Here is a 12599-nt window from a genome sequence, read left to right as displayed (position 1 = left end):
GACGAGCAGGAGCAGTCCTGCGACGAGCGGAACGCGCACGTTCAGGCGTGGCTTCCGACCGCGTACTGCTCCAGCAGTGCCGCGAGGGTGGGGTGGACGCGAGCGCTGAGCTCGGTGCCCTCCTCCGTGTGCTTCTCCGAGAGGACCTCGCCCTCCCGGTGGATCCTGGCCACGATCTCGCCCCGCGCGTAGGGCACGAGGGCCTCGACGGTGACCTCGGGCCGCGGGATGAGCTGCGAGATGCGTTCCCGCAGCTCCGGGATGCCCTCGCCGGTGTGCGCGGAGACGAACAGCGCGCCGGGGAACAGGTGGCGCAGCCGGGCGATCACCAGGTCGCCCACGGCGTCGGTCTTGTTCACCACCAGCAGCTCGGCGGGCATCGCGTCCTCGCGCTTCTCGCCGATGTCCGCGATGACCTCGCGCACGGCCTTGACCTGCGACTCCGGCATGCCGTCGGAGCCGTCGACCACGTGCACGACCAGATCGGCCTCGGCGACCTCCTCCAGCGTGGAGCGGAACGCCTCGACGAGCTGGTGCGGGAGGTGCCGGACGAAGCCGACCGTGTCCGTCAGCGTGTACGGCAGGCCCTCCGGGGTCTCGCTGCGCCTGGTCGTCGGGTCCAGGGTGGCGAACAGCGCGTTCTCCACCAGGACCCCGGCGCCGGTCAGGGCGTTGAGGAGGCTGGACTTGCCCGCGTTCGTGTAGCCCGCGATGGCGACGCTGGGCACCTCGGCGGAGTGCCTGCGGCCGCGCTTGGTGTCGCGGGTCGTGCTCATCGCGGCGATCTCGCGGCGCAGCTTGGCGACGCGGGTCCGGATGCGACGGCGGTCGGTCTCGAGCTTCGTCTCACCGGGACCGCGCGTGCCCACGCCGCCGCCGGAACCACCCGCGCCACCACCCTGCCGGGACAGCGACTCACCCCAACCGCGCAGTCGCGGCATCATGTACTGGAGCTGGGCCAGCTCGACCTGCGCCTTGCCCTCCCGCGAGCTGGCGTGCTGGGCGAAGATGTCCAGGATCAGGGCGGTCCGGTCGACCACCTTGACCTTGAGCTTCTCCTCCAGCTGGCGCAGCTGGCCGGGCGAGAGCTCGCCGTCGCAGATGACCGTGTCGGCGCCCGACGAGATCACGACGTCGCGCAGCTCGGCGACCTTGCCCGAGCCGATGTAGGTGGCCGGGTCCGGCTTGTCGCGGCGTTGCACGAGCCCTTCGAGGACCTCGGACCCCGCGGTCTCGGCGAGCAGCTTCAGCTCGGCCATCGAGGCCTCGGAGTCCTGCGCCGTGCCCTCGGTCCACACACCGACCAGCACCACCCGCTCCAGGCGGAGCTGCCGGTACTCGACCTCGGTGACGTCCTCGAGTTCGGTGGAGAGCCCGGCGACGCGCCGCAGGGCCGCGCGGTCGGCCAGCGCGAGGTCGCCCGTGGACATGTCGTCGTCCTCGTCGGCCCAGTCGGTGGTGTCGGTGTTCAGCGTGTTTTCCGTCATTTGCCCTTCATCGTCCCACGGAGCGCCCGCACGGCCGAGTGGTTAATCACCGGGGTACACGGCCAGGTAGATGGCTGTGCCGGGCGCCTCGGGATCGACCGGTTGGGCGGCTAGCTCCTCCATCAACGAATGCAACCGGCGCTTTAGTTCCGCTGGATCGATCTTGACGATCAGCCTGGTCTGCTCCAGCGCCGTGGGGCCGACGTCGGCGACCTCGCCGAGGTAGGCCTGGAGCATCGCCTCCGCCGTACCGGGCGACAGACCCGCGCCGTCGAGCCGCCAGGACAGCCCGGTCGACAGGTACGGGATCTCCCTGGCGCCCCGGTTGCCGGAGCGGGAGGGCTGCGCCTCGAGGAAACCGGTGGCCACGAGCTTGCGCACGTGGTGCAGCGTCGTGGCCGGGTCCTTGTCCAGCCGTTCGGCGATCTCCTTGTTCGTGAGCGCGTCGCGGTAGGTCAGCCGGATGATCCGCAGTCGCACGGCCGAGGCCAGCGCGGCGGCTTCCTCGGAGGTGGCTCTTCGCCTCTGCACGTCCACAGCATAAGTGATTGACAGTTTCCAATCACTTCGGTGACACTCGCGGTCATGGCTCTCTGGACGCACCGGGACTTCCGACTCCTCTGGATCGGCGACACCGCCAGCCAGTTCGGCTCCTCGATCGGGCGAACGGTCCTCCCGCTGCTCGCCGCGACCACGCTGGCCGCGACGCCGTGGGAGATGGGCGTGCTCGGCGCGGCGGGCACGGCCGCGTTCCTGCTGATCGGCCTCCCCGCGGGCGTGTGGGCGGACCGGATGCGCAGGCGACCGCTGATGATCACCGCCGACCTGCTGCGGGCGGGTCTGCTGCTGTCCGTGCCGATCGCCTGGTGGCTGGACGTGCTGACGCTGGCGCAGCTGGTCGTGGTCGCGCTGCTGGTCGGCGTGTGCACCGTCTTCTTCGACATCGCCTACCAGTCGTACCTGCCGTCGCTGGTCGGCCGGGAGCACCTGGTCGAGGGCAACTCGAGGCTCCAGGCGAGCCAGTCGGTCGCCGACGTGTCCGGGCCCGCGCTGGCCGGTGGCGTCGCGCAGTCGATCGGGGCCGCGAACGGCGTCCTCGCCACCGGACTGGGCTACCTGGGCTCGGCGCTGTTCCTGTGGCGGATCAGGGGCGTCGAGCCCGCGCCCCGGCCGCACGGTGGCCGCAAGCTGCGCACCGACATCGCCGAGGGCCTGCGGTTCGTGGTCGACAACCGGTCGCTGCGGGCCATCGCGGGCTGCACTGGGACGTCGAACTTCTTCGCCGGGTTCGAAGCGGCGGTGGTGATCCTGTTCCTGGTCCGCGAGGTCGGACTGGCCGAGGGCGTGGTGGGCCTCCTGCTCAGCGCGGGCGGGGTCGGCGGCGTGCTGGGGGCGCTGACCGCGAACCGGTGGAACCGGCGGCTGGGCCAGACGCGGGTGATCTGGCTGTCCATGCTGTTCACCCAGCCGTTCGGCCTGCTGCTGCCGCTGACCGCGAACGACTGGCGGGTCGGCCTCGCGATGGCGGGCATGGCGATCGCGGTCTACGGCGCGACCGTCTACAACGTCAGCCAGGTCAGCTTCCGGCAGACGCTGTGCCCGGACCACCTGCTCGGCCGGATGAACGCCAGCATCCGGTTCCTGGTGTGGGGGACGATCCCGCTCGGCGGCCTGGTCGGTGGCGTGCTGGGCGGCTGGGCGGGCCTGCGCGCCACGCTCTGGATCGCGATGGTCGGGCAGGTCCTCGCCGTCGGGTGGGTCCTGCTTTCGCCGCTGCGCACGACCGGTGCCCCAGCGGCTACCGTTCCGGACCATGGTTGACACCGCAGTTCTCCTCGACGGCCTGCACTTCGGCGAAGCCCCTCGGCACGGTCCGGACGGCAGGTTCTACTTCTCCGACTTCTACGAGAAGGCCGTCTTCACCGTGGACCTCGAGACCGGGGAGAAGCAGGTCGTCTGCTCGCTGCCCGGCCAGCCGTCGGGCCTCGGCTGGCTGCCCGACGGCACGCTGCTCGTGGTGTCGATGCTGGACCGCACGGTGCGCAGGCTGGAGTCGAACGGGGTCCTCGCGCTGCACGCGGATCTGATCGACATCGCCTCGTTCCACGCCAACGACATGCTGGTCGACGCCAACGGCCGGGCCTACGTCGGCAACTTCGGGTTCGACCTGCACAAGACGATCAACGACGAGGGCATCGCGGCCGTGCTGGAACCGGACTACGAGTCGCCCAGCACCTCGCTCGCGCTCGTCGAGCCGGACGGCACGACCAGCGTGGCCGCGACGGACATGAAGTTCCCGAACGGCATGGTGCTGCTGCCCGACGGCACGCTGGTGGTCGCGGAGACGACCGGGTTCCGGCTGACCGCGTTCGACGTCGCCGAGGACGGGACGCTGTCCAACCGGCGGGTGTGGGCGGACCTGCGCGGTCAGATGATCGCGCCGGACGGGATCTGCGTGGACGCCGAGGGCGGCGTGTGGGTGGCCACCGCTCTCCAACCGCTGCTCGTGCGGGTCGTCGAGGGCGGCACGATCACCGACCGCGTCGAGACCAGCCAGCTCACCTACGCCGTCGGGCTGGTCGGCACCACGCTGATCGCCTGCACGGCCCCGACGTCGGACCCCGACGTGGTCGGCAAGCAGCACGTCGGCAGGTTGGAGACCGTTCGGGTGAAGGTCGGCGGGCGCTAGCTACAGCGCGTCCCACCAGGCCTGGTCGAGTTCGCCGCGCGCGACGAGCACGGCCGGGCCGGTGAGGGTGCTGGTCCCCTCGCCGACGACCACGGTGACCCGACCGCCGAGGACGTCCACGGTGGCCCGACCCGTGGTGCGGCCGGTGCCGTGCAGCCAGGAGACGACGGCGGCCACGGTGCCGGTGCCGCAGGAGCGGGTCTCCCCCACGCCGCGCTCGTGCACGCGCATCCGGAGGGCGCCCTCTCGCACGACGTTGACGAACTCCAGGTTGACGCCGTTCGGGAACACCGCCGGGTCGAAGTGCGGCTGCTCGGTGAGGTCGAGGGTCGCCACCGGCACGTCGGTCACGCACGCCAGGTGCGGGTTGCCCACGTCGACGCCGAACCCGGTGAACTCGGCGCCGTTGGTCTTGGTGGTGGACTCACCGGTGATCCTGGCGGGGCCCATGTCTATGGTCACGCTGCCGTCGGCGTGCACGACGACGGGCTTCTCCCCCGCGCGGGTGCCGACGACGAACTCGCCCGCGGGCATCAGCCCGGCGTCGACGAGGTAGTGCGCGAACACCCGCACGCCGTTGCCGCACATCTCCGCGATCGAGCCGTCGGCGTTGCGGTAGTCCATGAACCAGGGACCACCCGCCGAGGTGCTCTTCCCCGCCGAGGCGGCATCGGACGCGGCGGGTCGTACGACGCGCAGCACGCCGTCCGCGCCGAGACCGCGCTGCCGGTCGCACAGCGCCCGCACGCGCGCCTCGGTCAGGTCCAGCACGCCGTCCGGATCGGGCAGCAGCACGAAGTCGTTCTCGGTGCCGTGACCCTTGAGGAATTCCACTCCACCCACGCGCACCAGGTTACTTGCCGACCAGCGCCAGCACGTCCCCGACCAGGTCGGGACGGCCCGCGTCGAACCAGGTGATCCGCCGGTCGCGGCGGAACCACGAGCGCTGCCGCCGGACGAACCGCCGGGTGCCCCTCGCGGTCTCCCCGGCGGCCACCGCCAGGTCGCCGTCGCCGTCGAACGCGGCGAGCACCTGCTGGTAGCCCAACGCGCGCGCCGCCGTCCTGCCGTCGCGCAGCCCGACGGCCTCCAGCGCGCGGACCTCGTCCGCCAGCCCGGCCTCGAACATCAGCCGCACCCGGAGGTCGACCCGCCCGTCCAGCTCGGCCACCTCGCGGTCCAGGCCCACGAGCACGGTGCCGTAGCGGGCGGGCCCCGGCTTGGGCAGGTTGGCCGAGAACGGCTCGCCGGTCAGCTCGATGACCTCCAGCGCGCGCACGACGCGGCGGACGTTGCCGGGCAGGATCGCCAGCGCGGCGGCCGGGTCGAGCACGGCCAGCCGCTCGTGCAGCGCGGCGGCTCCGACGACGGCCAGTTCCTCCTCCAGCCGGGCGCGGACGCCCTCGTCCGTGCCGGGGAACCTGAGGTCGTCGAGCACGGCCTGGACGTACAGCCCGGAGCCGCCGACGAGGACCGGGGTCCGCCCGGCGGCCAGCAGGTCCTCGACCACCTCGCGGGTGTGCCGCTGGTAGGCGGCGACGGAGGCGGTCTCGGTCACGTCCAGCACGTCGAGCAGGTGGTGCGGAACCCCCTGGCGCTCGGCCTCGGCCATCTTCGCGGTGCCGATGTCCATGCCCCGGTAGAGCTGCATCGCGTCGGCGTTGACGACCTCGCCGCCGAGCCGCAGCGCGAGGGTCACGGCGAGATCGGACTTGCCCGTGGCGGTGGGGCCGACGACGGCTACGGGGACGGTCACACCCCAGTTTCCCAGACGGCCACGTGGTAGCCGACGCCGTAGGGCACGAGCAGCTCCGAGCGGGCGCACCGCCACGGTCCGGTGGCGCCCGCGAGGCCCGCGAGCACCTGCCAGGCGGCCCGGCCGTCCGCGCCCAGCTCGGCGGCCACCGCGGGGTCGAGCGCGAGCAGCGCCCCGTGGTCGGCGGCGGCCAGTGCCGCGCGCACGCCGTCGTCGAACGGCCCGGCGCGGTCGTCGGGCCTGCCCACCGACGCGTCGCCGTGCCGGTGCGACCCCGTGCCGAGCACGAGGAAGCCGACCTCGGGTTCGTCCGCGAGGCGCTTGCCCACCGCGAGGCAGTCGGCGGTCGGCAGGGCGGGGTGGACGAGCTCGACCCGGACGTCGAGCGCGCCCGCCCGCGCCCGCAGCCAGCCCGCGACGAGGGCGGCCAACGGCAGGGCGGGGTCCGAAGAGGACTCGACGGCCGACAGCGCCACCGGGACATCGACGCCGTATCCGCGGAACGTCCCGGAGATGTCCGGGCCGATCGTGCGCGGACCGGACGGATCACCCGCGATCGCCACCCAGTGGGGTGAGCTGTCCGCCAGCTCCCGCGCCGCCGCGACGCACGCCGCGCGCAACGGTTCGGTCTCGTCGGCGGCTCCTCCGACCAACTCGGGCACGAGCAGCGGCGCGTGCGGCAGGATCGCGAGGCGGAGGATCACAGCTCGTCACGGTACCCATCTTCGAGACCGCAGTACCGGGCTGAGCTCTGACCTGTTTGAATGCGCGCGGGGTACTGGAGACGATGAGACGGACCCAGGTACCCGGTGCTGGGCCCCGCCGGTGGCGGGGCGCCCGTGGTTGGCACGGGCACCACGAAGTGGGCAGGCGAGGAGGAAGCCGGCGATGACGGAGCACGAGACGACACCGGAGACCACTGGTGACAGTGGCGGCACGACGACGGTGGTCGAGGGAACGAAGCAGGAGAGCGCCCCGGTGGCCGCTCCGCCGGTCCCCGTGGCGTCGGACCACCCTGACCGCTGGGGACGCGTGGACGCGGACGGAACGGTCTACGTGAAGACCGCCGACGGCGAGCGCGTCGTGGGGTCCTGGCAGGCGGGCGAGCCGGCCGAGGGCCTCGCGCACTTCGCGCGCCGGTTCGACGACCTGCGGACCGAGGTCGAGCTGCTCGTGGCGCGGCTGTCCTCCGGCGCGGGCGACCCGAAGCACGCCCTCACGAGCGCCAAGCACGTGCGCGAGACCCTCAAGGACGCCGCTGTCGTCGGCGACCTGGAGTCGTTGGCCAAGCGCGTCGACCACGTGCTGACCAAGGCCGAGGAGGGTCTGGAGAAGGCGAAGACCGCCAAGGAGGCCGCTCGCACGCAGTCCGTGGCGCGCAAGCAGGAACTCGTCGAAGAGGCCGAGACGCTGGCCAACGAGTCGACCCAGTGGAAGACCACCGGCGACCGGCTGCGGCAGATCCTCGACGAGTGGAAGACCATCCGCGGCGTCGACCGCAAGACCGACGAGCAGCTGTGGCGGCGGTTCTCCAAGGCGCGCGACGCCTTCAACCGGCGCCGGGGCTCGCACTTCGCGGACCTCGACCGCCAGCGCGGCGTGGCGAAGAACCGCAAGCAGGAGCTGGTCGAGGAGGCCGAGAAGCTCGTCCAGTCCGACGACTGGGGTCCGACCGCCGGTCGGTACAAGGACCTCATGGTCGAGTGGAAGGGCGCGGGCCGCGCGCCCAAGGAGGCCGACGACGTGCTGTGGCAGCGCTTCCGCGCGGCCCAGGACGCGTTCTTCGCGCGCCGCTCCGAGGCGTTCAACGAGCGTGACGCGGAGTTCGGCACCAACGCGCAGCTCAAGGAGGCCCTGCTGGCCGAGGCCGAGGCCATCGACCCGTCGGGCGACCTGGAGACCGCGCGCAACCAGCTGTACAAGATCCAGGAGCGCTGGGACGCCATCGGCAAGGTGCCGAGGGAGCGGGTCCGCGACCTGGAGGGCAAGCTGCGCTCCATCGAGGAGAAGGTGCGCGGCGCCGTCGACGCCCAGTGGCGCCGGTCCGACCCCGAGGCCGAGGCCCGCGTGGCCCAGTTCCGCGAACGGGTCGAGCAGTTCGAGGCGCAGGCCGAGAAGGCGCGTTCGGCGGGCGACAAGCGCCGGGCCGAGCAGGCCGAGGCCCAGGCCCAGCAGTGGCGCGAGTGGCTGTCGGCGGCCGAGGCGGCCGTCGCCACCCGCTAGACCGCTATGCCACGACGGGGACCCCCAGTTCGCTGAGGGTCCCCGTCGTGCTTGGCCCGCGTCCCCACGCGGGTGACTCCCCCGCGAAGCCGCGGCCATGTCACAGGCCCGGTCGGGACGCCGCCAGCTTCAGCCACTTCACCAGCAGCACGAGCACGGCGAGCACCGCGATGACCAGCCCCGGACCGGGTCCGGGGCCGGGGGTGTGGTTGGCGGTCGTCTGCTGCATCCAGATCGACAGCACGCCGATGACCGAGCTGGCGAAGCAGCCCAGCGCGCAGAACCACACCAGCGCCCACCGCCGCAGCAGCAGGCCGAACGCGGACAGCAGCACCCCGGCGATCACCGCGGCGAACGCGAACAGCCGCGGCAGCGCGCCGACCTTCACCCCGTCGGGGATCTGGCCGAGCAGGATGTGCCAGCCGCGAGCCTCCCCCGCCCACGGCAGCAGCTGGGCCACGACCAGCGCGAACACCGCCACGGCGATCAGCAGCGCGCCCGCGCCGGGGTCGACGCGCTTGGCCGCCGACTTGCCCACCTGGTCGATCTCGTCCCGCAGCCGGGACAGGTCGTCGGATTCCCCGCTCACCGGACGGCGCACCCGCCGACCGCGGCGGGCAGGGGCGCGGGGGCGCCGAACGACGGCAGCCCCAGCGTGGTGCCGGGGGTCTTCGGCTTGAGGCCCGCCTCCGACATGTCACCGGCCTTCGTGCGGCGGTGGCTGATCAGCGGCCCGTCGGCGACCACGTAGTGCGGCGCGCCGTAGGTGACCACGGTCTCGACCACGTCACCGGGCCGCACGACCGCGTCGCCTGGCGTGAAGTGCACGAGCCTGCCGTCGCGCGCCCGGCCGCTGAGCCGGCGCGTCTCGGTGTCGCGCTTGCCCTCGCCGGTCGCCACCAGCACCTCGATCCGGTGCCCGACCTGCTCCTGGTTCAGCTCCAGTGCCATGGCCTCCTGCAGGTCGATCAGCCGGTCGAAGCGCTCCTGCACGACCTTCTTCGGCAGCTGGTCGGGCAGCGACGCGGCGGGCGTGCCGGGGCGCTTGGAGTACTGGAAGGTGAACGCGTTGGTGAACCGCGACTCGCGGACGACGTCCAGGGTGGCCTGGAAGTCCTCCTCGGTCTCGCCGGGGAAGCCGACGATGATGTCCGTGGTGATGGCCGCGTCCGGCATCGCGACGCGCACCTTGTCCAGGATCGACAGGTACTTCGCGGAGCGGTAGGAGCGGCGCATCTCCTTGAGCAGCCGGTCCGAGCCGGACTGCAGCGGCATGTGCAGCGAGTGGCACACGTTCGGCGTCTCGGCCATCGCCGCGATCACGTCGTCGGTGAAGTCCTTCGGGTGCGGCGAGGTGAACCGCACCCGCTCCAGCCCGTCGATCGCGCCGGTCGCGCGCAGCAGCTTCCCGAACGCCAGCCGGTCGCCGAACTCGACGCCGTAGGAGTTCACGTTCTGCCCGAGCAGCGTCACCTCCAGCACGCCCTGGTCCACCAGGGCCTGGACCTCGGCGAGCACGTCACCCGGTCGGCGGTCCCTCTCCTTGCCGCGCAGCGACGGCACGATGCAGAACGTGCACGTGTTGTTGCAGCCCACCGACACCGACACCCAGCCCGAGTAGGCCGAGTCGCGCTTCGCGGGCAGGGTCGACGGGAAGGTCTCCAGCGAGTCGAGCAGCTCGACCTGCGCCTCCTGGTTGTGCCGGGCGCGTTCGAGCAGCACCGGCAGCGACCCCAGGTTGTGGGTGCCGAACACCACGTCCACCCACGGCGCGCGGCGGACGATCTCCTGCTGGTCCTTCTGGGCCAGGCAGCCGCCGACGGCGATCTGCATGTCCGGGTTGGCCGTCTTGGCGGGCGCGAGGTGCCCGAGGGTGCCGTAGAGCTTGTTGTCGGCGTTCTCCCGGACCGCGCAGGTGTTGAACACGACCACATCCGGCGCGACGTCGCCGGTGGCGGCCGCGTACCCGGCGTCCTCCAGCAGTCCTGCGAGGCGCTCGGAGTCGTGCACGTTCATCTGGCACCCGAACGTGCGGATCTGGTAACTGCGGGTCACTGCACCCATCCTTCCGTCGGGTTCAGGGTAGAGCGCGGACATGACACGATGCGCAGGTGTCGGGAACGGTGCGACGAGTACACGCCGCTGGGGCCGTGTTGGCCCTGGCGGCCATGGCGCTGAGCGCCTGCGGGAACGACCTGTCCGCGCTCAAGCTGACCATGGCGTCGGGTGTGGAGAAGGGCGTCTACAACCGGCTGAGCATGGCGTTGGCGGATGCCTGGACCGAGCAGCTGGAGATCGAGCACCCCCAGGTCGTGTCGACCAACGGGTCGGTGGACAACCTGGGGCGGCTGCGGACCGGGCAGGCGAACGTCGGGCTCTCGCAGGCCGACGCGGCCGAGGAGGCGGCGGGCACGCCGGGGCAGCACAAGCTGTACGCGCTGGCCCGGATGCACGACGACTACCTCCAGGTGGTCGTCCGCGCGGACCTGGACGTGAACGTGCTGGCCGACCTCAAGGGCCTGCGGGTGTCGATCGGCTCGTCCACGTCGGGCGTGCGGCTGATCGCGGACCGGCTGCTGAAGTCGGCGGGCATCTCGCCGGACGCCGACCTGCGCGTCCAGCACCTGGACCTCAACGACGCGAGCGCCGCGATGCTCGCGGGCAACCTGGACGCGTTCATCTGGTCCGGCGGCCTGCCGACCGCCCAGGTCACCCAGCTCGCCCAGTCGGTCAAGGTGACCATGCTCGACCTCAGCGACGTGCTGCTCAAGCTGCGCGCCGAGTTCCCCGTCTACGGTTCGGCCGAACTGCCCGCGTCGGCCTACAACCTGCCGGGCGAGCGCAAGTCGATCACCACCCTGGTCGTCCGCAACTTCCTGCTGGTCACCGACGCGATGAGCGAAGACGCGGCCGAGGCGCTGGTGCGCGGACTGATGGACGCGCAGCCGCGCCTGGCGGCGGCCAGCCCGGCCGCCCGGTCCATAGAGATCCGCTCGGCGATCGAGACCACGCCCATCCCGCTGCACCCCGGCGCGCTGCGCTACTACCGCGACAAGAAGGTCTAGTCGACCGCGGGCAGGGTCACGACGACCTCGAGCCCGCCCCCCTCGGGGCTCTTCAGCACGACCTCGCCGTCGACCCGCTCGACGATCCGCCGCACGATCGACAGCCCCAGCCCGGACCCCGACACGTTCTGGTGGGCCTGGCTCCGCCAGAACCGGTCCGTGGCGCGCTCCAGCTCCTCGGCCGCCAGCCCCGGCCCCTCGTCGCGCACCGAGATCCGCACCCACCCGTCCCGGCGGCGGACGTCGACGTGCACCAGCGTGTCCTCGCGGGTGAACTTGAAGGCGTTGTCCAGCAGCGCGTCGAGGATCGCCTCGACCCCCCGCGGCGGGGCGAGAGCGGCTCCACCGCGTTCGCCGTCCAGCACCAGGTGCACGTTCTTGGCCACGGCGGCGGGCTGCCACGCCGACAGCCGCCCCGCGACGGCCCGGTCGACGTCGACCACCAGCGGGTCGACGGAGCTGGACTCGGCGCGCGCCATCGACAGCAGCTCGTCCAGGATCCGGTTGAGCCGGTCCGCCTCCTCGACCGCCGCCACCTGGTGCACCTCGGCGGCCCCGTCGACGTGTCCCTCCAGATTGGACAGTCGGAGCTTCAGCGCGGTCAGCGGGTTGCGCAGCTGGTGCGAGGCGTCGGCGACGAACGCCCGCTGCGCGGCGAGGGCGTCGCCGACGTTGGCGGCCATCTGGTCGAACGACCGGCTGAGCTGGCGCAGTTCGGGCGGTCCGCTGGACGCCCCCACGGGCGTCACGGGTCTGCCCGACACGACCGCGGCCAGCAGCCTGCCGGTCGCGTCGTCGAGCCGCTCCACCGGCCGCAGGGTCCACCGGACCAGCGGCAGCGCGGCGAGGACGGCCAGCGACAGGGCGAGCGCGCTGCCGGTGAGCAGCACCGACCACCAGATCAGCACCTGGCCGCGCGCCTTGTCGGTGGGCGAGAACGTGACGACCGCGCCGCGCACCTCGCCGTCGACCAGCACCGGTTCGGCCAGCACGAGCTGCTCGTCGTCCCACGGCATCAGCACCGGCGGCGCCGCGGGCAGCCGCCCGACCAGCGCGCTGGTGATCATCTCCGCCACCCCGTCGGCGGTGAGGTCCACGTCCGCGTGCGAGGCGGCCATGACCTGCCGTTCGCGGTCGAGCAGGACGACGGTGATCCCGTAGACCTCCTCGTACCGCTCCAGCGCGGGTTTGAGCAGCTCGGGCCTGCCGTCGATCAGCGGTCGCTGGGCAACCGAGGCGAACCTGCTGGTGTCGGTGAGCCGGTCGAGGAAGAGCTCCTGCTGCTCGGCGGCGGCCACCCCGCGCCCGAGCGGTCCGCCGAGCCCGACCAGCACCAGCACGACCAGCGCCAGCACGATGCCGAGGAGCCGTGAGCGCAC

12 protein-coding genes are annotated in these 12599 nt (G+C 72.3%); 4 read left to right on the top strand and 8 right to left on the bottom strand.

Features of this window, described 5'->3' with window-relative positions:
• Nucleotides 1-41 precede the first annotated feature (41 nt).
• Nucleotides 42-1487 (bottom strand): GTPase HflX, encoded by a 1446-nt coding sequence (hflX, locus tag RM788_RS36380; RefSeq protein ID WP_315923673.1) that lies wholly within the window; start codon nt 1485-1487, stop codon nt 42-44.
• 42 nt (nt 1488-1529) lie between these two features.
• Entirely contained in the window at nt 1530-2024 is a 495-nt protein-coding gene (locus RM788_RS36375; protein WP_315923671.1) for an ArsR/SmtB family transcription factor, read from the bottom strand.
• A gap of 48 nt (nt 2025-2072) precedes the next feature.
• Between RM788_RS36375 and RM788_RS36370 the strand changes: the two genes are divergently transcribed.
• Entirely contained in the window at nt 2073-3308 is a 1236-nt protein-coding gene (locus RM788_RS36370; protein ID WP_315923669.1) for an MFS transporter, read from the top strand.
• Entirely contained in the window at nt 3301-4176 is an 876-nt protein-coding gene (locus RM788_RS36365; protein WP_315923667.1) for an SMP-30/gluconolactonase/LRE family protein, read from the top strand. Before RM788_RS36370 ends, RM788_RS36365 begins: the two co-directional genes overlap by 8 nt.
• On the opposite strand, the gene dapF is transcribed toward RM788_RS36365, so the two are convergent.
• Genes dapF through RM788_RS36350 form a run of 3 tightly spaced genes read right to left on the bottom strand, consistent with a single transcriptional unit; the run spans nt 4177 to nt 6636 of the window.
• On the bottom strand, nt 4177-5019 hold the full coding sequence (gene dapF / locus RM788_RS36360; protein ID WP_315923665.1) for a diaminopimelate epimerase: 843 nt from the start codon (nt 5017-5019) through the stop codon (nt 4177-4179).
• Nucleotides 5020-5029: 10 nt separating this feature from the next.
• Nucleotides 5030-5932 carry a tRNA (adenosine(37)-N6)-dimethylallyltransferase MiaA gene (gene miaA, locus RM788_RS36355; RefSeq protein ID WP_315923663.1) on the bottom strand — a complete coding sequence of 301 codons (903 nt, stop codon included), beginning with the start codon at nt 5930-5932 and terminating at the stop codon, nt 5030-5032.
• Nucleotides 5929-6636: a class III extradiol ring-cleavage dioxygenase family protein gene (locus tag RM788_RS36350; RefSeq protein ID WP_315923661.1), complete on the bottom strand. Its 708-nt coding sequence runs from the start codon at nt 6634-6636 to the stop codon at nt 5929-5931. Before RM788_RS36350 ends, miaA begins: the two co-directional genes overlap by 4 nt.
• 184 nt (nt 6637-6820) lie before the next feature.
• On the opposite strand from RM788_RS36350, the gene RM788_RS36345 reads away from it, so the two are divergent.
• On the top strand, nt 6821-8155 hold the full coding sequence (locus RM788_RS36345; protein WP_315923659.1) for a DUF349 domain-containing protein: 1335 nt from the start codon (nt 6821-6823) through the stop codon (nt 8153-8155).
• 100 nt (nt 8156-8255) lie between these two features.
• Here the strand turns inward: RM788_RS36345 and RM788_RS36340 are convergent, their stop codons facing one another.
• Together RM788_RS36340 and miaB are read right to left on the bottom strand one after the other, a co-directional pair.
• On the bottom strand, nt 8256-8744 hold the full coding sequence (locus RM788_RS36340; RefSeq protein WP_315923657.1) for an Rv2732c family membrane protein: 489 nt from the start codon (nt 8742-8744) through the stop codon (nt 8256-8258).
• Nucleotides 8741-10210 carry a tRNA (N6-isopentenyl adenosine(37)-C2)-methylthiotransferase MiaB gene (gene miaB / locus RM788_RS36335; protein ID WP_315923655.1) on the bottom strand — a complete coding sequence of 490 codons (1470 nt, stop codon included), beginning with the start codon at nt 10208-10210 and terminating at the stop codon, nt 8741-8743. The genes RM788_RS36340 and miaB overlap by 4 nt, the downstream gene beginning before the upstream one ends.
• A 56-nt stretch (nt 10211-10266) precedes the next feature.
• Here miaB and RM788_RS36330 point away from each other — a divergent pair, with 56 nt between their 5' ends.
• On the top strand, nt 10267-11220 hold the full coding sequence (locus RM788_RS36330; RefSeq protein WP_315923653.1) for a TAXI family TRAP transporter solute-binding subunit: 954 nt from the start codon (nt 10267-10269) through the stop codon (nt 11218-11220).
• On the opposite strand, the gene RM788_RS36325 is transcribed toward RM788_RS36330, so the two are convergent.
• Nucleotides 11217-12599, bottom strand: coding sequence for a sensor histidine kinase (locus RM788_RS36325; protein WP_315923650.1), 1383 nt, complete (start codon nt 12597-12599; stop codon nt 11217-11219). The genes RM788_RS36330 and RM788_RS36325 overlap by 4 nt on opposite strands.

Origin of the sequence: Umezawaea sp. Da 62-37 (assembly GCF_032460545.1) — a bacterium.
GTDB lineage: Bacteria > Actinomycetota > Actinomycetes > Mycobacteriales > Pseudonocardiaceae > Umezawaea.
This window is presented reverse-complemented; position numbering and strand designations above follow the sequence as displayed.